Genomic DNA, 20,264 nt, shown 5'->3' with positions numbered 1-20,264 from the left:
GCTGCTAGGCGAACGCTTCCAGCTCCACACCGGCGGCTTCAAGCCCTGCCCTGACCGCCGCTGCCATCCCCACTGCGCCGGGGGTGTCGCCGTGGATGCACAGTGAGTCCGGCTGCACCTGGACCACGGTCCCGTCCAGGGCCACGACTTCACCCCTGGTGGCAAGGCGCACGGCCCGCTCAACGATCGCGTCGACGTCGTGCAGGACGGCACCTTCCTGCGACCGCGGCACCAATGTCCCGTCGGCCTGATAGGCGCGGTCCACAAAGGCTTCGATGAAGACCGGGTGCCCGGCTTCCTTCGCCTGCTTCAGCAGCTCGGACCCGGGCAGGCCCAGGATGGGCAGGCCGGGATCGTAGGAGTTCACGGCCGCCACCACTGCGGAGGCCTGCTCGGCGTCGTGGACCAGCCGGTTGTACAGCGCGCCGTGCGGTTTCACGTAGTCCACGGAGGCACCCACGGCGTGCGCCACGCCGTCGAGCGCGCCCAACTGGTACAACACATCGCCAAACAACTCGTCGAAGGACATGTCCAGCGAGCGGCGGCCGAAACCGGCGAGGTCGCGGTAGCCCACGTGTGCCCCGACAGTTACATCCAGCTCGTACGCAGCGCGGCAGCTGTCCAGCATGGTGACGGGGTCGCCGGCATGGAACCCGCAGGCCACGTTGGCGCTCGTGACCAGCTGGAACATGGCGGCGTCGTCCCCCATGGTCCACGAGCCGAATGATTCGCCGAGGTCAGCGTTGAGGTCCAAAATTGTTGCCTTCCAGCGTCAGGTGCTCCGGTGCGGCGGCGTTGAGCTCGCCGGGGATGGTGTCCGGCATGGGACCAAACGCTTCCTTGGCGTTCGACACCACTGCCCGCCCCATGATGAGGTTACCGGCTCCGCCCACCACCGCGCCGATGCCGAACGGCAGCGCCCGGCCGAACAGGGCAGTCCCCTGCCGTTTGAGGAGGTTTTTGAGGAAGGCTTTCTGGATGCGGTTCCGGATCGAGCCGAAGCCGGGCACGGTGGATTTGGACAACACGTTGCCCCAGGCCCTGGTGGCGTTCATGCCGTTGCCGGCGGCCTGGCCGCTGAGTGTTCCGAGCAGGGCTGTTCCCTCCTCGCCCAGCATGAGGGCCATCACCATGGTGCTGGCCTTTTCCGGGTTGGTGAGGCGGATGCCGTGGAGCTCTGCAAGGGAGGTGGCGTAGAGGGCGGTTGCTTCGAGGAACCCGACCGTCGCTGCGGCTGAGAGTCCCAGGGATGCCACGGTGCCGACGCCGGGCACCACGGCCGTTGCCCCGACGACGGCGCCGCCGCCGGTAACCGCACGGAGATAATCGCGTTCCAGGATGTCTGCCAGCCGGGCGGCGGTGGCGCCCGGGTGCTTTTTCTGGAGCCGGCGGATGTACGCCAGGACCAGCGGGCGCTGGATCTCCACCGCGCGGAGGAGCACAGTGTGGACGCCGGGCTTGGGTTTGCCGTCTGCGTCGAACACTGCGTTGTGGGCGGTTTCGTGTGCGATTCGTACTGCGGGATTGCTGCGCTTGGCCATGGTCACCTCTGTTGGTCTCGCAGGCCGTGGTTTGCGGCCTTTCCTCAATACTAAGGTTGCTGAGCACCATGCCAGGGCACGGCGGGTGAAGCCTAGACTTACCCTATGCCCGCTCCCAAAGCCTTGCGGCCCTTTGTCCACCGTGAGTACCGGGTACTGATTTCCGCGCTGGCCATCTCCATTTTCGGCTCCGGCATGTGGGCCGTGGCCATGGTCTACCAGGTGATCCATCTCGGCGGCGAACCGCTGGAACTGTCCCTGGTGGCCGCTGCCGGCAGCGTGGGCCTGGTGGCCTTTGTCCTGGCCGGGGGCATCGCCGCTGACCGGATTCCGCAGCGCCGCCTGATCATCGCCGTGGAGGGAGCCAACCTGGCGGTGATCGCTGCCATCAGCGGGCTGGCCCTCGCAGGCTGGCTACAGCTTTGGCATGTTGCTGCGGGCGCCTTTGTGCTCGGCGTGGGCGCTGCCTTCTTCTTCCCTGCCTATTCGGCCATCCTGCCGCGGATCCTCCCTGCGGAGGACCTTCTCGCCGCCAACGGCATGGAGGGGTCCATGCGGCCGGTGCTCCAGCAGGCCGCCGGGCCTGCCGTGGCGGGCGTTGTGGTGGCTGCCCTGTCGCCCTCGCACGCCGTGACGGCGGTGGCCCTGTGCCACCTTTCGGCCTTCATCATCCTGAACTTCCTGGGCCGGCACGGACTGGCCGCGCCGGTGGACGGCGCGGACGACGGCGGCGTCGCAGCGCGCGGCACAAGATCCTTTTTCCAGGACCTCCGCGAAGGTGTCAGCTATACACTGCGGACCCCGTGGCTGCTCTGGACCTTGATCTGGGCGTGCATCTCGGTGCTGTTCCTGATCGGCCCCATCGAGGTGCTGCTCCCGTTTGTGGTCCGCGACCAGCTCGGCGGCGACTCCAGCGTGTTTGGCTTCCTGCTGGCCGTGATGGGCGTGGGCGCCGCGTTGGGCTCGCTGCTCACTGCCTCCCTGCGGCTGCCGCGGCGCTACCTCACGGTGATGATGGTGAGCTGGGGCGCCGGCAGCCTGCCGCTCGCCGCCGTCGGGATCATGGATAACTTCTGGACCATCGCGGCGGCACTGTTCATTTTCGGCGCCACCGGCAGTGTGGGCATGGTCATCTGGGGCACCCTGCTCCAGCGGCGCGTTCCGCCGCACCTCCTGGGCCGGGTGTCCAGCCTGGATTTCTTTGTTTCACTCGCGCTGATGCCGGTATCCATGGCCTTGGCCGGGCCCGCCGCCGAAGTCCTGCCCATCTGGCTGATCTTCGTGGTGGCCGGGGGCGTGTGCCCCATCATGGCGGTCATCGCCATGATGGCGGCACGGATGTCCGAGGACGAACTGGCCCACCCGCTGGACCGCTCACCTGAGACGGAGCGGACGACGGCGGGCGGAGACTAGGCAGCCGGGCGCGGCACGTCGTTAGTGGCACGCACCACCGGAATGCTCGCCGTCGGATGTCCGCTCGGGAACACCGTGGACTCCGGCTCCGGGACGGGTGCGAGAGGCACCTGGACAGGTTCGGCACCAACCGCGAACAGCTGGCCGCGGACATCCACCTCGAGCGATTCGCCGTCCTGGATGGCCAGCGTGATCGCGCCGGCGCCGAGCTGGACCAGCAGCAGGCGTCCACGGATCTTGAGGTGGAAGGTGAGTCCCTCCCACCCGCCGGGAAGCCGGGGGTCGAAGAACGGAACAGGACCCTGGTCCCGCAGGCCCGCGAAACCGCACACCAGGGAGCTCCACACCCCGCCGGTGGAGGCGATGTGCACGCCGTCGATGGTGTTGCCGTGCGTATCGTCCAGGTCGATGAACACTGCGTTGGTGAAGTGCTCCAGCGCTTCCCGCTGGTACCCCACCTCGGCGGCCATGATGCCCTGCACACAGGCGGAAAGCGTTGAGTCTCCCGTGGTCAGCGGGTCGTAGAAGTCGAAGGCCCGATGCTTTTCTTCGGCGGTGAAATCCTGCCACTGGAGGAACATCGCCAGGACGGTGTCCGCCTGCTTCAGGACCTGGTGGCGGTAGATGACCAGCGGGTGGAAGTGCAGCAGCAGCGGGTACTTGGACCGTGGCGTGGTCCAGTCCCATGACTCCAGGGTCATGAAGTCGTTGTCCTGCGAGTACACCTGCATGCGCTTGTCGAACGGCAGGTGCATACGGTTCGCGGCGGCCTGCCACAACTGCCGCTCCTCCTGGGCGACGCCGGCGTGTTCCAGGGCGGCGGCGGCACGCAGGTTAAACCGGGCCATAACGTTGGTGTACAGGTTGTCGTTGACCACTGCGGTGTATTCGTCCGGGCCGGTGACGCCGTGGATGTGGAACATGCCGTCTTTGCCGAAGAAGCCCAGGGAAATCCACATCCGGGCCGTTTCAATCAGCAGCTCGGCCCCCATGCCGTCACGGAACTCGACGTCGCCTGTGGCCCAGACGAACCGGTTGGTGGCGAAGGCGATCGCGGCGGCGATGTGGAACTGGGCGGTGCCGGCGGCGTAGTAGGCACTGGCCTCGAGCCCGTTGATGGTGCGCCACGGGAACAAAGCGCCCTCCACGCTCAGTTCCTTGGCCCGGATCTTGGCTTCCGGGAGCATGGCGTGGCGGAACTCCAGGACCTGGCGGGCGCCCACCGGGTTGGTGTAGGTCAAGTACGGGAGGAGGTAAACCTCCTGGTCCCAGAAATAGTGGCCCTCGTACCCCGAGCCTGTAACGCCCTTCGCGGGGATCCCGGCCACGTCCGCGCGGGCCGTTGCCTGCGCAAGCTGGAACAGGTTCCAGCGGATGGCCTGCTGGAGTTCGGGCCTGCCGCCGGCCACCACAATATCGGCGGTGGCCCAGTGCTCGCGGTAGTGCGCTTCACTTTCAGCGAAGATATCGGCTACCGGCCGCAGGCCTTCTTCCGCGACGGCAGCTGCGTCAATGGAGGCGTCCTGGATTGCGCGGCCGGCGGCATAGCTGACGGTCTTTTCCAGGCGGAAGGGCTCATCCGCGCTCACTGCCAGCACGTAGCGGACGCTGCTGTCGTCCTGGTCCACGAGCGTATCGAACGGCTGGTGGCCTGCCGAGGTCCAGTGGTCCACGGCAACGCCCACGCGCTGCTTTGATTCCGCGGCTTCCCAGGCCAGGCGCAGCGAGCCGCCACCGCCGTCCAGGCGCAGGGGCAGCAGCACGCGTCCGGCGTGGCGGCCCGCCCTGCGCGGATCATGGACCGAGTGGTCCTCCACCGGCTGGTCCTGGCGGTTGATCACCGACGACGTGACGTCCAGGGAGATCTCCCGGTCCGTGGCCACGTCCAGCGAAATGCCGAGGGATCCGCGGGAGGCGAACCCGACGGCGCGGCGCTCAGTGGTGGTGACGACGGCGCCGGAGCGGCACTGCCAGGTGATGCGGCATTCGTAGACGCCGGTGCCGAAGTCAACGGAGCGGCGGTAATCCAGGATCTCGGATTCGGCCAGGCTGAGGGACTCCCCGTCGATGACCACGGTGAAGTTGTTGGCGTCCGGGATGTACAGGATTCGCTGGCCGGTGCGTGCAAAGCCGAACGCGTTTTCGGCGTGCTTGATGTCCCAGATCTCGTGGAATCCGTTGATGAAGCTGCCCGGCAGGTCGGAGTCGGCCGCCGCCCAGTGGGCGCCGCGGATTCCCAGGTGCCCGTTGCCGAGGGCAAAAAGGGTTTCCAGTGCGCCTTCCGCGCCCGGCTCGTGGCGTGTTTCGACGAGTTGCCAGGGGGTGTTGGGGAACCGCTCGCGGTCTGCGGTGATGAGAGCCATGGTATTGGGGTCCTTAGGCGTGTGCTGGGGCAGCTGTCATTGGCCCCTGCGGGCGCGGCAGCTTGGGTGCTGCTTGCTGTCTGCTGAAGTAATTCGTTGGGTGCGGGCGCCGGGATGGGGAAGCCGGCTGTATGCCCGGCGGGCTAGAGGAGTTCGTCGAGGTCGTTGACCACCACGGTTGCTCCGGCTTCCAGCAGCGTTTGCCGTCCGGCGCCCCGGTCCACTCCGATCACCGAGTGGAACGAACCTGCCTCTCCGGCCTGGACACCGGAGACTGCGTCCTCCACCACCACGCACTCCTCGCTGGGAAGGTCCAGCAGCCGGGCTGCGTACTGGTAGGTGGCGGGGCTGGGTTTGCCCGGCAGGCCTTCCCTGGCTGCCACCACACCGTCCACCACTACGCGGAAGTGGCGGCTGAGTCCCGCTGCTTCCAGGACGGCGGGTGCGTTGCGTGAGGAGGAGACGACGGCGACTTTCAGGCCGCGGTCCAGGACGGCTGCCAGGAAACGGACAGAGCCTCCGAACGGTTCCACGCCCGTGCTGACAATGTTGTTGAAAATTCTGTTCTTGCGGTTGCCCAGACCTTGGACGGTGGTGTTGGCGGGGTCGTCGTCGGTGGGACCTTCCGGAAGGACGATCCCGCGCGAGGCCAGAAAATCGCGGACGCCGTCAAAGCGCGGCTTGCCGTCGATGTGGTCGAAGTAATCGCTCTCGCTGTAGCCCGTAATATCCGGCCGGGATGAGAGGTAGCCTTCGAACAACTCCTGCCACGCCTGCTCATGCACCGTTGCGGTGGGCGTCAGTACGCCGTCGAGATCAAAGAGGACGGCCGAGGCGCCCGTCCAGGCGGTGAGGCTGTTGACTGTTTGGTCCGTTGCGGTATTTTCACTCATGCGTGGTGCGGTGTCCTTTCAGACGGCGGGCAGCCTCGAAGGCGTTGCTTCTGGGGTGTGGTGGCTTCGGTGCCCGGATCATCTGCAGAGCCGGCGGGCCGGCCGGCGTTACATGCGCAGCGGCGTGGTCCCGGTTGCTGTCCCGCCGGGGGCCTTGCTGATCCTTTTATCCCTACCATCATGGGCCTGTTCCGGGTTGGCGGACAAGCTGATCGTGCGTCCGGCACTGCGGCGGGAGCAAGCAACGGCACGCCATAAACTGTTGCCGGAAACCATCCGCACCACACCGCCCTCCTTGTCCACGCAGGTCAAGGCCCCATTTGAGGCCGAAGTCGAGTGTAAGCGCTTACAAATTTGGCTGGCAACTGTTTTTTCGCCAGCGCTGTTTGTGACGCACGTCTCGCTGCCTGCGCCCGGAAGGTGCTAGGCGCCCGCGGTCCGGTTGGCGCGAAGCACGTAGTGGCGGAGAAAGGCGCTGACATCCACCATTTCCGTCTTGGACATGGCGTGGCCCATGCCGGGGTAGGTCCTGGCGGTGAGGAGCGTGTTGTCCTGCAGCCACTCCTCCGTGTAAGCCACCGCGTCTTCGTTGATGACCAGGTCAGCCTTGTCCCGTCCCCAAAAAAATGGCGGCGGCGCATCGAAGGACTCAGTGAGGGACAGGAGCTCATTTTCGAGCACGAAGCCGGAAAGTCCCACAACCGCTGCGTAGTCCTTGGGATGCAGGCGCAGCAGGGTGCTGGCCATCGCCATGCCCTGGGAATAGCCGAGCAGGCTGACGCTGGTGTGCTGGCCCTTAACGCTGTTGATCCAGGTCTGGACGGCGTTGGAAGCTTTGATCACGTCAGCGAAGTCGTTGGCCAAAAAGTAGTCCAGCAGGAACCAGCCGTAGTGGTCCCCGATCGCCATGGGCGCGCGCAGCGCCGCGCAGGTGAATTCCGCCGGCAAGTACTCAAAGAGGCGGACCATCCGGGACTCGTCGGTGCCGTAGCCGTGCATCATCACGAGCAACGGAGTGCCCGCCCGCTCTTCGTCGGGCTTTGACCACACAACTGTTTTCATCGGATCAGCCTAGCGAGCCAGGCCGCCACGGCACCTGAGCCGTGCCGCTGAAGCCGCGCCGTAAAAGCTATGCCGTTACAGCCAGGCCAAGGGGCAGAAAACCCACCCCTGGCCGCAAGGGTGTTACCCATTTGAGACGTCCGGGGACGGGCCAAAACCATTGAACAGGGCACCTCGGGGCTGTAGCGTGGCGCATGACGGACAGCATACTTATTATTCCGTCGCGGGCCGAGACAAGGCCCTTTCCGTGACCATCAAGGAGCAGCACATGAGAATCGGTTCTTCCATCTTCCTCATCGCACTCGGCGCCATCCTCGCCTGGGCGGTTGCTCCGGGCCTGATCCCTTTCGTTGACCAGGTGCTGATCGGCTACATCCTGATGGCCGTGGGCGTGATCGGCCTTATCGCCTCGCTGATCCTCGCCTCGCCGGGCCGCAGCCGGCGGATCAGTGAAACCCGGTCAGTCGTGGATCCGAACACCGGCGAGCGCATCACCAGGAACGAAAGCAGGGACGGCGGGCTGTAGCCAGGGCCGGAGGAACCCGAGGACAGAAAACCTGTCGTGGACCCGAGGAAAGCCGGGCAGGACCGCTATGGTCCGGCCCGGCTTTTCGCTGCCCCCAAAGTTTTGCGGGGCTTTATCGGCGTCCGAAGGCTCCCAGAAGCAGCGCCCGGACCGGGACGGCAAACCTCGTCAACTTTGTTTCGTGTGGGTTTCCATTGACAAACCAACAGAAGCAAAGATAAAGTCAAGTAACTCAACATCATGTGATGCCAGTCACTAACAGCAAGCCTTACGCAACGGAGGGTATGTGTTCGCCGAGGAGCGCCAGCAGAAGATTGCCGAGCTTGTAGCCGGCACCGGCCGGGTCACCGTGACCCACCTGGCCGAGCGCTTCCGCATCACTACCGAAACCGTCCGCCGGGACCTTGCCACGCTCGAGGTCGCCGGAACCGTCCGGCGGGTGCACGGCGGCGCGGTGGCCACGGACAGGTTCAGCACCACAGAAGAAAGCATCACCGAGCGGGCCATCCAGCGTCCGGACCAGAAGGTCCGCATCGCAGAGGCGGCACTGGCCCTCATCCCCCGCACGTCCCCGGGCAGCGTCCTGATTGACGGCGGCACCACCACCGAAGTGCTGGCAGACCTGCTCTCCCGGCGCACCGCCGTCGAACCTTCCGACGGAACAGAAGCCCGGGCCGAACTGGTTGCCATCACCCACGCCCTCCCCATCGCCGGCAAGCTTTCCAACATTCCCGGAATTGCGCTCGATGTCCTCGGCGGAAGAGTCCGCGGAATCACCCAGGTTGCCGTAGGCCAGGCCACGGTGGAGGCGGCCAGCAGGCTGCGGCCGGACATCGCATTCATCGGCACCAACGGCATCCACGCATCGTTCGGCCTGAGCACTCCTGACCCCGAGGAAGCCGCCGTCAAGGCAGCTTTCGTCCGATCGGCCCGCCGGATCGTGGTGCTGGCCGATTCCTCCAAGCTGGACACGGAAACCCTGGTCCAGTTCGCCTCCCTGAAAGATCTGGACACCTTGATTACAGACAGCGAACCCGGCCCGGAACTTGCAGCCGCCCTTGAGGACGCCGGCGTAGACGTGGTGATCGCATGATCGTCACCTTCACCGCCAACCCGAGCCTTGACCGGACCGTGGCCCTCCCCGGCCCGCTTGCACGGGGCGAAGTGCAGCGGGCCGTCTCCGTCAGCCAGGAGTCCGGCGGCAAGGGCGTCAACGTCTCCCGCGCCCTGGTGGCGTCCGGCCTGGAGTCCCTGGCCGTCCTCCCGGGCGCGGACAGCGATCCGGTCCTGGCCGGCCTGCGCGAAAGCGGCGTGCCCTTCGTTTCCCTGCCTATCGGTGAGCCGCTGCGGACGAACGTCGCGCTCACCGAGCCCGGCGGCGTGACCACCAAGATCAACGAACCCGGCCCGCTGCTCGATGCGGACCAGCAGGAATCCCTGATGAAGCTGCTGGTTGAGAGCTCCCGCGGTGCCAGCTGGGTGGTCCTGGCCGGTTCGCTGCCCCCGGGATTCCCCGCCGACTTCTACGCCACGGTGGCCCGCCGGGTGCGCTCCGCCGCAGACGGCACCGCCCCGCAGATCGCCGTGGACTCCTCCGGTGCCCCCCTTGCCGCCGCCGTCTCCAGCGACGGCCTCTCCAGCGAAGGGTTGGCCGGCGGGTTGTCCGGCAGCGGGGCAGCCAATGGTTCGGGAAAACCGGACCTCCTCAAACCCAATGCCGAAGAATTGGCGGAGCTGGCTGCCGCAGCCGGTTTCGCCTCCCCGGCCACCGCTGACGAACTGGAAGCGGACCCGGCTGCAGCCGCAGCAGCAGCCGCCGCCGTCGTACGTTCCGGTGTGGGTGCTGTGCTGGCAACTCTCGGATCCAAGGGAGCTGTCCTGGTAACGGCCGACGGCGCGTGGCTGGCCACGCACCCGCCGGTCGCCGCGGTCAGTACGGTCGGCGCGGGCGATTCAGCCCTGGCCGGCTACCTGCTCGCCCAAGGCCAGGGCGCCGCCCCGGCCGATTGCCTTCGTCAGGCGGTGGCCCACGGTGCCGCAGCCGCCTCCCTGCCGGGCTCCACTGTCCCGGCAGTCCACCAAACCACCCCGGATGCCGTAACCATCACGGCCCTTCGAAAGGATTGACAGTGACCCAGCTCATCACCACGGAACTGGTCGAGCTCGACCAGAACCTGGGCAATTCCCCCGAGACGGTGATCCGGCACCTGGCAAGCAAAGTAGCTGCCACCGGACGCGCTTCAGAAGTTGAAGGCCTTTTCGCGGACGCCTTCGCCCGCGAGCAGAAAACTGCCACGGGTATCCCCGGCGGCATCGCCATCCCGCACTGCCGTTCCGCGGCCGTCAACGAACCCACCCTGGCCATGGCCCGCCTGGATCCCAAGGTGGACTTCGGCGCCAAGGACGGCCCGGCGGACCTGATCTTCTTCATCGCAGCCCCGGACGGCGCTGACCAGCAGCACCTCAAGCTGCTGTCCAAGCTCGCCAGGTCCCTGATCAAGAAAGACTTCACCGCAGCCCTGCGCAACGCCTCCTCGCGCGAGGAGATCGTGGACCTGGTGGACGGCGCACTGGCTGACAAGCCGGCCGCCCACGCCGCGCCCGCTGCTGACGCCGTCCCGGTTGGCGCAGCTGTCGGTGCCGGCTCCTCCTCACCTGCCGGCAGCACGGCAACCGGTGCCGCTGGTTCCGCCAGCCGGGGTCCCAAGCGCCTGGTAGCCGTGACCGCATGCCCCACCGGCATCGCCCACACCTACATGGCGGCTGACTCACTGGTTCTCGCCGCACAGGAAGCCGGTGTGGACCTGCAGGTTGAGACGCAGGGTTCCTCCGGCGCCAAGCCGCTGGACCCCGCCGTCATCGCTGCAGCCGACGCCGTCATCTTCGCCGTGGACGTGGACGTACGCGGCAAGGAACGCTTTGCCGGCAAGCCAGTCATCAACGCGCCGGTCAAGCGCGGCATCGACGAGCCCGCGAAGATGGTCCAGGAGGCCCTCGCGGCGGCGGACAACCCCCACGCCCGCCGTGTCCCGCACTTCGGGGCGGAAGAGCAGGCCGAGCATGAGGCGGACGAAAAGGGCGAGCACATCGGCCAGAAGCTGAAGCGCGCACTGCTCACCGGTGTCAGCTACATGATTCCGTTCGTTGCCGGCGGCGGCCTGCTGATCGCCCTGGGCTTCCTGCTCGCGGGTTTCGACATCGCGCTCGGCACCAAGGCCAACGACATCCTGGCCAACAACACCCTGTTCAACCTGCCCAACGGCAACCTCGCCCTCTACCTTGGCACCGTCTTCTTCAAGATCGGCGCCCTGTCCATGGGCTTCCTGGTTCCCGCACTGGCAGGCTACATTGCCTATGCCATCGCTGACCGCCCCGGCATCGCCCCCGGTTTTGTTGCCGGTGCCGTGTCCGGCTTCATGGGTGCCGGATTCCTCGGCGGCATCGTGGGCGGCCTGCTGGCCGGCTACATCGCCCACCTGATCGGTTCCTGGCAGGTGCCCCGCTGGCTGCGCGGCCTGATGCCTGTTGTCATCATCCCGTTGCTCGCCTCGATCGTGGCTTCCGGCCTGATGTTCCTCGTGCTGGGCGGCCCAATCGCCGGCCTAACCAAGGCCCTCAACGGCTGGCTCTCGGGCATGTCAGGCGCCTCCGCTGTCGTCCTCGGCATCATCCTCGGACTCATGATGTGCTTCGACCTCGGCGGACCCGTCAACAAGGTCGCTTACGCCTTCGCTGTCGCCGGGCTCGGTGCCGGCAGTGCCACTAACCAGGCACCGTGGCAGATCATGGCCACCGTGATGGCAGCCGGCATGGTGCCGCCGCTGGCGATGGCCCTGGCCACTGTCCTGGACAAGAAGCTCTTCAGCCTGGCCGAGCGCGAAAACGGCAAGGCGGCCTGGCTGCTGGGCGCCTCCTTCATCTCCGAAGGGGCCATCCCGTTCGCCGCAGCCGACCCGCTGCGCGTCATCCCCGCCAGTATGGTGGGCGGCGCCCTCACCGGTGCACTTTGCATGGCTTTCGGAGTTACGTCGCAGGCGCCCCACGGCGGTATCTTCGTGTTCTTCGCCATCGGCAACCTGCTGATGTTCGTGGTCGCGATCATCGCCGGAACCATCGTCAGCGCGCTTGCTGTGGTGGCTCTCAAGCGCTGGGCAGCCCGCAAGACCGCTGCTACGGTGGAGACCGTTCCAGCAACCGTCTGACCCTGCCTCACCCACTACCTCTACCCGGCATTCACCAAGCCCGCCGGAAGACAAAGGAGCAAAAATGCCAGAACGCACAGCAACCGTCGCCAGCCGCGTGGGCCTGCACGCCCGCCCCGCCGCCATCTTTGCCGAGGCAGCAGGAGAGTACGACCTGGACATCACCATCGCCCGCGAAGGCGAGCCGGCGGACGAGGCCATGGATGCCGCCAGCATCCTGTCCCTCATGAGCCTGGGCGCCTCACACGGGGACGTGGTGGTCCTCCGGGCCGAGGGCGACGGCGCTGACGCGGCCCTGGAGCACCTGGTCCAGATCCTGGAAACGGACCACGACGCCGAGTAGCAGCAACAGCAAAGCCGCACGGCCGCCGTCGGACCTTCCCTTCCCCGGGAGGTGTAAGACGGCGGCCGCTTGCGTTAGGTGTCCGGCCGAACCAGGTGTGTCAGCCGCGTTCAGCCAGCTTCTTGACGTCTGCCACCAGCCGGTCCCACATTCCCTGTGAGTGCTCGGCCGCCTCCGCTGTGGGGTTGTTGTCCTGGGCCAGTGTCAGCAGCGTCCGGCCGCCCTGGTCCTGCAGCGTCCAGGTCAGGGTGTGGTAGTTTTCCGGTTTGTCCTCCTGGCCCCCGAGCGGGCTGAAGTGGCTGTACACCAGCCGCTGGCCGGGTTCCACTTCGAGGACCACTCCCTTGTCTTCGTACTCCTTGCCTTCCCAGCTCCCGCGCCAGCTGATGGGTCCGCCCACGCTCCAGTCCGTGGTGAGCTCCGTGCCAAACATGAACTCCTTCGTGGCCGCAGGGTCCGTGATGACCTCCCACACCCGGCCGGGCGGGGCCTCGACGGTGACGGACGACGCCGCCATGAAGTCACCCGGCATTGCCCTTGGCCTTCCTTGCCGTGAGGAGCAAGTACTCCCATTCCATCTGGAACGGGGAATCGCCGTGGGCATCGCCAAAGGATTCAGCCAGCTCCGTCAACGCATTGTCCAGCGCCTTGACCTTGTCCCCGTCGTCGGCAATGAATTTGTACACCGAGATGGTGGGCCCGTAGTGGGACTTGAAGTAGCGCACGAAGTCTTCGGGCTGGTGGAAACTCCGGACAGCCAGGGACTGTTTGCGGGCGTGGACGTCCGTGACCCGCTCGCCGAGCAGTTGCCGTACATGGTCCTCGCTCCCCCACAGCGGGGCGGGCTGCGCACCCGGTGGCGGTGGCGGGGCAAACGGTTTCAGGGCGGCGAACATCTGGCCGATGAACCCTTCGGGCGTCCAGCTGAGCAGCCCAATGGTGCCTCCCGGTTTGCAAACGCGCAGGAGCTGGTCCGCTGCGGCCTGGTGGTGGGGCGCGAACATCACACCGAGGCAGGAGATCACGGTATCGAACTCGTCGTCGCCGAACGGCAGGGCCTCCGCGTCCCCCTCCTTCCATTCCAGCTCAACGCCGCGGTCCGCTGCCTGATGGCGGCCGGCGTCGAACAGCTCAGGAGTGAGGTCGCTGGCGACGACTTTCGCGCCCATCATGGCGGCGGGGATGGCCGCGTTCCCGGCGCCCGCGGCGACGTCCAGGACCCGCTGGCGCGAATTGATGCCGCAGGCTTCAACGAGGATTGCGCCCAGCTCGGGGAGCAGTTCACTTGCGAGCGCAGGGTAGTCCCCCGATGCCCACATGGCGCGGTGCTTTTGCTTGAGCGCCCGGTCCGCCTCCAGAACATCAGCCTGGTCATTCATGACTGTGCCTCCTACTGCGATGGTTCCCAGTGAGCTAACAGCACGCTGCCGGCATGGCGGAGGCTGCGATGCGACTCATTGTGGACGCGCCTGCCCTCGCTGTAAAGAGAGCCGTTTTGCATCGACTACCGAAAAGCAAGCAAGCTTAGTAGTTTCATAGACATGGCACTCATCCACGCTGCGCTCCCGGCAGGGGCGCAACCATCACGCCGGCTTGCGCGCCCTGGTGCCCGTGGCCTTGCCGGCGGCGGTTTTCGCAGCAGGCTTGGACGACGCCTTGTCCGCCGTGGACTTGGCGGTGGATTTGGCGGCCGTCGATTTGGCGGTACTGGTCTTGGCAGCACTGGTCTTGGTGCCGGTCGCTTTCGCGGCAGTGGACTTGGTTGCGGTGGATTTGGTTGCGGTCTTGGCGGCCGTGGCCCTCTTGCGCGCCGGCTTGGCAATCTCTTCCTCGTCGCCGGACTCCGCGGCCCCGGCCCCGGAGCCGCCGGCAGCAGCTCCGGAGGCACCCCCGCGTTTCCGGTCCAGGCTCCGCTTCAGCGCTTCCATCAGGTCGATGACCTCGCCCTTGCCGCCCTCCCCGGCTTCCACACCAAAGGTTTCGTCAGTGTCCAGCGCGTCGCCCTGCTCGAGTTTGGCCTCAATCAGGTGGCGCAGCTGCACCTGGTAGTCATCCGTGAAATGGTCGGGATCGAAATCGGCCGCCATGGACTCCACCAGGGCCGCGGACATGTCGCGTTCCTGTGGGGAGATCTTGACGGACACGTCCAGGGACGGGAAGTTCGCCTCGCGCACCTCATCCGGCCAGAGCAGGGACTGGAGCACCAGGACGTCGTCCTTGATCCGGAGCGCGCCCAGCCGCGTCTTCTCGCGCAGCGCGAACTGGACAATTGCCACCCTGTCCGTGTCCTCCAGCGCACGGCGGAGCAGCACGTAGGCTTTGGGCGACTTGGAGTCGGGTTCCAGGTAGTAGCTCTTCTCGAACATCATGGGTTCAAGCTGCTCGGACGGGACGAACTGCACCACTTCGATCTCGTGGCTGTTCTCGGCGGGAATGGCCTTGAGCTCATCCTTGGAGAGGACCACCGTCTTGCCGTCCTCCTCGTAGGCCTTCTCGATGTCCGAGTAGTCGATCACCTGGCTGCACACCTCGCACCTGCGCTGGTACCGGATCCGGCCGCCGTCGGCATTGTGGACCTGGTGCAGACTGATGTCATGATCTTCGGTTGCGCTGTAGACCTTCACGGGCACGTTGACCAGGCCAAACGCGATGGCACCTTTCCAGATGGCTCTCATTCCCTAAGTCAACAGCACGCAGCGCCGGAGGTGAAGACCTGTGGCCGCCGCTAAGGAACGTGTCCGGGTGGCGGGCCGGGAATTAACGCTTACTAACCTGGGCAAAGTCATCTATCCGGAAACCGGCACCACCAAGGCGGACGTCCTGGCGTACTACGCCGCCGTGGCACACGTCCTGATCCCCGCCGCAGCCAACAGGCCGGCCACCCGGAAAAGGTGGGTCAACGGCGTGGGAACCACAGAGAAGCCGGGCGAGGTCTTCTTCCAGAAGAACCTTGAGGATTCCGCCCCCGGTTGGCTTCCCCGCGCTGCCATCACCCACAAGGAGCGGACCATCCACTATCCGATGGTCAACGATGCGGCGACGCTCACCTGGTTCGGCCAGATCAACTCCCTGGAAGTCCACGTTCCCCAGTGGCAGGTGGATTCGCACGGCAACCAGCTGAACCCGGACCGCCTGGTCCTGGACCTCGATCCCGGTTCGGGCGCCGGCCTTGAGGAATGCGTGGAGGTGGCGTTGCTGGCACGCGGCATCCTCGAGGATGTGGGACTGGACCCGGTCCCGGTGACCAGCGGCAGCAAGGGCATCCATTTGTATGCAGCCCTGGACCGGAGCCAAACCTCCGACCAGATCTCCGCGTTTGCCCGTGAACTGGCCCGCGCCCTGGAAGCCGACCATCCCGACCTGGCCGTCAGCGACATGAAAAAGACCCTGCGCCAAGGCAAGGTACTGGTGGACTGGAGCCAGAACAACGCGGCAAAGACCACCATCGTGCCCTATTCCTTGCGCGGCCGTCCCACCCCGATGGTGGCCGCTCCGCGTACCTGGGCGGAAATCAGTTCGCCGGGACTGAAGCACCTGGACTACCAGGCTGTGCTGCGGCGGGTGCAGGAAGGCACGGACCCGTTCGCCGCCGTCGTCCGCGCCTCGAACCAAAGCCTGGACGTACCGGACAAGCATGACGACGGCGACCCGCGCCTGGGCAAGTACCGCTCCATGCGTGATCCCAAGGAAACCCCGGAGCCCTTCGCAGGCATTCCCGCCGGTGGCAACAGCTTTGTCATTCAGGAGCACCACGCCAGCCGTCTGCACTACGACCTCCGGCTGGAGCATGAGGGCGTCCTGGCATCCTGGGCCCTGCCCAAGGGTGTCCCCGAATCCGGCGGCAAGAACCATTTGGCTGTCCACACCGAGGACCATCCCATGGACTACCTCACCTTTCACGGGACCATTCCCAAGGGGCAGTACGGGGCCGGTGAGATGACCATTTGGGACACGGGTACCTACGAACTGCACAAGTGGATCAACGGCAAGGAAGTCATCGCCACCCTGCACGGTTCCGAAGGCGGCGGACTGGGCGGCACCAAAAAGATCGCGCTGATCCATACCGGTCGCGGACAGGGCAAGGACGCCGAAGGCCAATGGCTGATCCATCTGATGGACACAGACCACCCCAGCAGGCGGCACCGGCCCGCGGCCGTGTCAGTGCCCGACGACGGTGGGACAGGGGACCAGGCGCCTGAGGAAGGGGACTCTGTTGCGCCGGACAACGCCGCTGACGAGCCCGAACTGCAGGAAGCTGATGCGGATAAGCCTGAGGATCAGACAGGCGGGCCGTCTCCTGTTCCGCAACCGGCCGCTTCCGTAACACCCGATGATTTTGGCCCGATGATGGCCACGTCCGGGACAACCGCGGACCTGCAGGGCAGCAACTGGCAGTTTGAGCTCAAATGGGATGGGGTCCGCGCCATGCTCGTCGCCGACGAGGACAGTATCCGGATCTTCAGCCGCAACGGGAACGACGTCAGCAGGACGTACCCGGAGTTCACGGACAGGGCCTGCTGGCCGCCCCAGCCGTTCGTTGCCGACGGCGAGATCATTGCCGTCGGGCCTTCAGGCCGGCCTGACTTCGGGCTCCTCCAAGGGAGGATGAAACTCACCCGGCCCGGCGACGTCGCCAAAGCCCGCAAGGCCATCCCGGTCCGGCTGATGCTTTTCGACCTGATCTACGACGCCGGCACGGACCTCCGCGCCCTGCCCCTCGCAAAGCGGCGCAGTCGACTGGAAGAATTTTTCACTCCGTCGGATTGTCCGGTGGACCTGTCCATGGTCCTCGAGGAACCGGTGGAACACATCCTCGAGAGCGCGCAGGAACTGGGCCTCGAAGGCGTGATGGCGAAGCGCACGGAGAGCCGGTACGTCAGCGGGCAGCGGACCCGGACCTGGATCAAGCTCAAGCTCGACCAGACCCAGGAGGTGGTGGTGGGCGGCTGGCGGCCTGGCAAGGGCGCCCGTGAAGGGTCAGTGGGATCGCTGCTGGTCGGCATCCCGGACGGTCCGGACCTGAGGTATGTGGGCAGGGTGGGCAGCGGCTTTAGCTTCCGCGAACTGACGGAACTGCGGCAGACCGTGGACCGTCTCGCCCGGAAAACGTCGCCGTTCCAGGACGTCCCGCGGGAGGACGCGGCAGATGCCCACTGGGTGAGCCCTCAATTGGTGGGCGAGGTGACGTACAGCGAGTGGACCGGCACCGGGCGGCTCCGGCACCCCCGGTGGCGCGGCTGGCGGCTGGACAAGGAACCGGCGGACGTGGTCCTGGAAGGCTGAGCGGATCTGCCGCCGTACGCCGGGCACGCCGAAGGCAGCTCCGCCCGGAAATCGCGCGGGACAAAAAATCCCTGGGGACCCCGCAATTCCGGAGTCCCCAGGGATTTCAGTATGGAGGTTCTGTTCCAGCGAAGCCTATGACGAGTGCGGCATCTGTGGCCGGCTGGTTCGGTGCACGGCCGTCACGGCTGCCGCCTGCCCCATGCGGCCCTGGCCCGGACCGCGTTCCTTGGGATGCCGCCGCTTCGCGCTGCCATCCGGCCAGGTGCCAGATCCGCCCGCACCCATGGAGGAGGCAGGAGCTGCGACCCCTGGCATATCCGGTGCTTTCATTGCCTCCGCCAGATGCGCCGCGACCTCAGGCGCCAGTTTCTTTCCACTGATTTCGTCAGCCATTTTGTTCTTCCTTTCCACGATGAAACGAAGTGCTACCAAAGAAAGACCCTTCAAGGCCTTTTCGCGACTGTTGGGTGGCCGGCAATGGCCTGGCCGCAGGCGCCCGCCTACCCGAAAGTGAGTGTTCCCATGGCACAACCATAGGGAAGCAGCGGGCACCTGTGAACCCCCACAACCGCGGTGCAAAGAGACCACCAATGCAACGAACGACGGGGCCCTGTCCGCCCGGGCGGGACGCTTTCGGAAGAGCGCCCGAAAGCCGTGGGCGGCGTCACTATTTGCGGCTGCGGGCGCGGCGAAAGCGGTTGCAGGGGGCACAATCGGGAAAAAATTCGGTAACGATTGCGCCGACTTCCCCGTTCCCTGTGCTGGCGCGGGAAAAACAGGGAAAAGAAATCCGCGAAACCGGGATGAAAGGTCCCGAAAAGGGTTGATCCTACGGCATAAAACCGGCGGGCGCTATGGGATTCGCGTAAAATTGAAGGCCTGCCCGGAGCGGGGCAGCTACAAGTCGCAAGCAAATGACCCTCCACAGGAGTTGCCCAAATGCCCACAGACCGAAGCATCACCGACTCTTCCGCAGGCATGTACAGCGCCTCCGGAACCAACCCGGCTACACCCCCCGGCACCCCATCCGCGGCTGCCACAGCACCACGGAAACCCAAAAAACTGGGGCGCCGCCGGCTCAAGGAGTCGGACGTCAACGTGGTGAACCAGCCCATGCTCAAGAAGGCACTGGGCGGAACCATCGTTGGCAACACCATGGAGTGGTACGACGTAGGCGTGTTCGGCTACCTCATCACCACCATGGGACCGGTCTTCCTGCCGGAATCGGATCCCACCACGCAAACGCTGTTCCTGCTCGGAACTTTCGCCGCCACCTTCATCGCCCGTCCCCTCGGCGGCGTCATCTTCGGCTGGCTTGGCGACAAGATGGGCCGCCAAAAGATTTTGGCCACCACGCTGATGATCATGGCGGCGAGCACGTTCGCCATCGGGCTCCTGCCCGGCTACGCGCAGATCGGGCTGTGGGCCGCCGGCCTGCTGGTGCTCCTGAAGGTCATCCAAGGCTTCTCCACCGGCGGTGAATATGCAGGCGCCACCACCTTCGTCAGCGAGTACGCCCCGGACAAGCGTCGCGGATTCTTCGCAAGCTTCCTGGACATGGGCAGCTACCTCGGCTTCGCCCTCGGCGCCGCGCTGGTGTCCGCGCTTCAGTTGACCCTGGGCCAGGGCGTTATGGAGGAATGGGGCTGGCGCATCCCGTTCCTGGTGGCCGGTCCGCTGGGCCTGATCGCCATCTACTTCCGGAGCAAGATCGAAGAGTCCCCCCAATTCCAGGCCACCCTGGATGCGCAGGAGGACCTCGCCAAGCATGCCGCCTCTTCCGATGAGGCAACGGCCAAGGGCCCAGTAGGAATCGTGAAGGCCTACTGGCGCTCGCTCATCGTAGCCATGGTCCTGGTGGCCGCTGCCAATACCGCCGGCTACGCCCTGACCTCCTATATGCCCACCTACCTCACTGAGTCCAAGGGCTACGACGAGGTGCACGGCACCCTGCTGACCATCCCCGTCCTGGTGGTGATGAGCCTCTGCATTCCGCTGACGGGCAAGCTGTCTGACCGCATCGGCCGCAGGCCTGTCCTGTGGATCGGTGCGCTGAGCACGGTAGTCCTGGCAGCCCCGGCGTTTATGCTGATCGGCGTCGGCGAGATCTGGTCCACGCTGGCCGGCCTTGCACTGATCGCGTTCCCGGTGACGTTCTACGTGGCTAACCTGGCCTCGGCCCTGCCGGCCCAGTTCCCCACGTCCAGCCGCTACGGTGCCATGGGCATTGCCTACAACTTCTCAGTGGCGATTTTCGGGGGCACCACCCCCTTCATCGTGGCAGCCCTGATCAGCGCCACCGGCAACGACATGATGCCTGCCTACTACCTCATGGCCACCTCGCTGGTGGGTGCCGTGGCCATCTACTTCCTGAAGGAATCAGCCCAGCGGCCGCTGCCCGGCTCCATGCCCAGCGTGGACACCCAGGCGGAGGCGCGCGAACTGGTAGCCACCCAGGACGAGAACCCGCTGATCGACCTGGACGAGCTCCCGTTCGAGACCCAGGACATCACCGATTCAAGTGCCGAAAAGGTGCCCGCCCAGGTTTAGATGTTCCTGGCCGGCAGAATCCGGACCGGGCAGACCCAGCAGCCCACGCTCCCAAGGCCCGTCCTGCGCAGCTTCCACGAAAAGC

At 65.9% G+C, this 20,264-nt stretch carries 17 protein-coding genes; 8 read left to right on the top strand and 9 right to left on the bottom strand.

The features are described from left to right. Nucleotides 1-4: 4 nt before the first annotated feature. Nucleotides 5-754, bottom strand: coding sequence for a LamB/YcsF family protein (locus QFZ36_RS15340; protein ID WP_306637776.1), 750 nt, complete (start codon nucleotides 752-754; stop codon nucleotides 5-7). Further along, the gene (locus QFZ36_RS15335; RefSeq protein WP_306637775.1) at nucleotides 738-1,541 is read right to left on the bottom strand and encodes a hypothetical protein; all 804 of its coding nucleotides are present in this window, start codon (nucleotides 1,539-1,541) and stop codon (nucleotides 738-740) included. Before QFZ36_RS15335 ends, QFZ36_RS15340 begins: the two co-directional genes overlap by 17 nt. A 105-nt stretch (nucleotides 1,542-1,646) precedes the next feature. Here QFZ36_RS15335 and QFZ36_RS15330 point away from each other — a divergent pair, with 105 nt between their 5' ends. Next, nucleotides 1,647-2,954, top strand: a complete 1,308-nt coding sequence (locus tag QFZ36_RS15330; protein ID WP_306637774.1) for an MFS transporter — start codon at nucleotides 1,647-1,649, stop codon at nucleotides 2,952-2,954. On the opposite strand, the gene QFZ36_RS15325 is transcribed toward QFZ36_RS15330, so the two are convergent. The 3 genes from QFZ36_RS15325 to QFZ36_RS15315 form a co-directional block, all read right to left on the bottom strand. Further along, entirely contained in the window at nucleotides 2,951-5,317 is a 2,367-nt protein-coding gene (locus tag QFZ36_RS15325) for a glycoside hydrolase family 65 protein (protein WP_306637773.1), read from the bottom strand. The genes QFZ36_RS15330 and QFZ36_RS15325 overlap by 4 nt on opposite strands. A gap of 143 nt (nucleotides 5,318-5,460) precedes the next feature. Then, the gene (locus tag QFZ36_RS15320) at nucleotides 5,461-6,210 is read right to left on the bottom strand and encodes an HAD family hydrolase (protein ID WP_306637772.1); all 750 of its coding nucleotides are present in this window, start codon (nucleotides 6,208-6,210) and stop codon (nucleotides 5,461-5,463) included. Between the two features lie 423 nt (nucleotides 6,211-6,633). Further along, nucleotides 6,634-7,272, bottom strand: a complete 639-nt coding sequence (locus QFZ36_RS15315) for an alpha/beta hydrolase (RefSeq protein ID WP_306637771.1) — start codon at nucleotides 7,270-7,272, stop codon at nucleotides 6,634-6,636. A 268-nt stretch (nucleotides 7,273-7,540) separates the two neighbouring features. On the opposite strand from QFZ36_RS15315, the gene QFZ36_RS15310 reads away from it, so the two are divergent. From QFZ36_RS15310 to QFZ36_RS15290, 5 genes are all read left to right on the top strand, one after another. Beyond that, a complete protein-coding gene (locus QFZ36_RS15310; RefSeq protein WP_157239533.1) occupies nucleotides 7,541-7,798 on the top strand; it encodes a DUF6458 family protein in 258 nt (85 codons plus the stop codon). Nucleotides 7,799-8,084: 286 nt separating this feature from the next. Continuing rightward, complete coding sequence (locus tag QFZ36_RS15305) at nucleotides 8,085-8,891, top strand: DeoR/GlpR family DNA-binding transcription regulator (protein WP_306637767.1); 807 nt, start codon at nucleotides 8,085-8,087, stop codon at nucleotides 8,889-8,891. Continuing rightward, on the top strand, nucleotides 8,888-9,925 hold the full coding sequence (locus QFZ36_RS15300) for a 1-phosphofructokinase family hexose kinase (RefSeq protein WP_306637765.1): 1,038 nt from the start codon (nucleotides 8,888-8,890) through the stop codon (nucleotides 9,923-9,925). Before QFZ36_RS15305 ends, QFZ36_RS15300 begins: the two co-directional genes overlap by 4 nt. A gap of 2 nt (nucleotides 9,926-9,927) precedes the next feature. Next, nucleotides 9,928-12,000, top strand: coding sequence for a PTS fructose transporter subunit IIABC (locus QFZ36_RS15295; protein ID WP_306637764.1), 2,073 nt, complete (start codon nucleotides 9,928-9,930; stop codon nucleotides 11,998-12,000). 64 nt (nucleotides 12,001-12,064) lie between these two features. After that, the gene (locus QFZ36_RS15290) at nucleotides 12,065-12,343 is read left to right on the top strand and encodes an HPr family phosphocarrier protein (RefSeq protein ID WP_306637762.1); all 279 of its coding nucleotides are present in this window, start codon (nucleotides 12,065-12,067) and stop codon (nucleotides 12,341-12,343) included. A 100-nt stretch (nucleotides 12,344-12,443) separates the two neighbouring features. On the opposite strand, the gene QFZ36_RS15285 is transcribed toward QFZ36_RS15290, so the two are convergent. From QFZ36_RS15285 to ku, 3 genes are all read right to left on the bottom strand, one after another. Next, complete coding sequence (locus QFZ36_RS15285) at nucleotides 12,444-12,875, bottom strand: SRPBCC family protein (protein WP_306637761.1); 432 nt, start codon at nucleotides 12,873-12,875, stop codon at nucleotides 12,444-12,446. Next, nucleotides 12,865-13,722, bottom strand: coding sequence for a class I SAM-dependent methyltransferase (locus QFZ36_RS15280; protein ID WP_306637760.1), 858 nt, complete (start codon nucleotides 13,720-13,722; stop codon nucleotides 12,865-12,867). Before QFZ36_RS15280 ends, QFZ36_RS15285 begins: the two co-directional genes overlap by 11 nt. Before the next feature lie 204 nt (nucleotides 13,723-13,926). Continuing rightward, nucleotides 13,927-15,018 carry a non-homologous end joining protein Ku gene (gene ku / locus QFZ36_RS15275; RefSeq protein ID WP_306637759.1) on the bottom strand — a complete coding sequence of 364 codons (1,092 nt, stop codon included), beginning with the start codon at nucleotides 15,016-15,018 and terminating at the stop codon, nucleotides 13,927-13,929. 40 nt (nucleotides 15,019-15,058) lie between these two features. Here ku and QFZ36_RS15270 point away from each other — a divergent pair, with 40 nt between their 5' ends. Then, entirely contained in the window at nucleotides 15,059-17,626 is a 2,568-nt protein-coding gene (locus tag QFZ36_RS15270; protein ID WP_306637758.1) for an ATP-dependent DNA ligase, read from the top strand. Nucleotides 17,627-17,761: 135 nt separating this feature from the next. On the opposite strand, the gene QFZ36_RS15265 is transcribed toward QFZ36_RS15270, so the two are convergent. Beyond that, nucleotides 17,762-18,022 (bottom strand): hypothetical protein, encoded by a 261-nt coding sequence (locus QFZ36_RS15265; protein WP_306637757.1) that lies wholly within the window; start codon nucleotides 18,020-18,022, stop codon nucleotides 17,762-17,764. Nucleotides 18,023-18,568: 546 nt separating this feature from the next. Here QFZ36_RS15265 and QFZ36_RS15260 point away from each other — a divergent pair. Then, a complete protein-coding gene (locus QFZ36_RS15260; RefSeq protein WP_306637756.1) occupies nucleotides 18,569-20,179 on the top strand; it encodes an MFS transporter in 1,611 nt (536 codons plus the stop codon). Nucleotides 20,180-20,264 lie beyond the last annotated feature (85 nt).

The sequence above is a fragment of the Pseudarthrobacter siccitolerans genome, from assembly GCF_030823375.1.
Classification (GTDB): Bacteria; Actinomycetota; Actinomycetes; order Actinomycetales; family Micrococcaceae; genus Arthrobacter; species Arthrobacter siccitolerans_A.
This window is presented reverse-complemented; position numbering and strand designations above follow the sequence as displayed.

Bases quoted from the DNA above. Each gene is read 5' to 3' on its own strand.
- QFZ36_RS15300 (WP_306637765.1), top strand. From the start codon at position 8,888: ATGATCGTCACCTTCACCGCCAACCCGAGCCTTGACCGGACCGTGGCC.
- QFZ36_RS15310 (WP_157239533.1), top strand. From the start codon at position 7,541: ATGAGAATCGGTTCTTCCATCTTCCTCATCGCACTCGGCGCCATCCTC.
- ku (WP_306637759.1), bottom strand. From the start codon at position 15,018: ATGAGAGCCATCTGGAAAGGTGCCATCGCGTTTGGCCTGGTCAACGTG.
- QFZ36_RS15290 (WP_306637762.1), top strand. From the start codon at position 12,065: ATGCCAGAACGCACAGCAACCGTCGCCAGCCGCGTGGGCCTGCACGCC.
- QFZ36_RS15285 (WP_306637761.1), bottom strand. From the start codon at position 12,875: ATGCCGGGTGACTTCATGGCGGCGTCGTCCGTCACCGTCGAGGCCCCG.
- QFZ36_RS15330 (WP_306637774.1), top strand. From the start codon at position 1,647: ATGCCCGCTCCCAAAGCCTTGCGGCCCTTTGTCCACCGTGAGTACCGG.
- QFZ36_RS15315 (WP_306637771.1), bottom strand. From the start codon at position 7,272: ATGAAAACAGTTGTGTGGTCAAAGCCCGACGAAGAGCGGGCGGGCACT.
- QFZ36_RS15265 (WP_306637757.1), bottom strand. From the start codon at position 18,022: ATGGCTGACGAAATCAGTGGAAAGAAACTGGCGCCTGAGGTCGCGGCG.
- QFZ36_RS15260 (WP_306637756.1), top strand. From the start codon at position 18,569: ATGCCCACAGACCGAAGCATCACCGACTCTTCCGCAGGCATGTACAGC.
- QFZ36_RS15280 (WP_306637760.1), bottom strand. From the start codon at position 13,722: ATGAATGACCAGGCTGATGTTCTGGAGGCGGACCGGGCGCTCAAGCAA.
- QFZ36_RS15325 (WP_306637773.1), bottom strand. From the start codon at position 5,317: ATGGCTCTCATCACCGCAGACCGCGAGCGGTTCCCCAACACCCCCTGG.
- QFZ36_RS15335 (WP_306637775.1), bottom strand. From the start codon at position 1,541: ATGGCCAAGCGCAGCAATCCCGCAGTACGAATCGCACACGAAACCGCC.
- QFZ36_RS15320 (WP_306637772.1), bottom strand. From the start codon at position 6,210: ATGAGTGAAAATACCGCAACGGACCAAACAGTCAACAGCCTCACCGCC.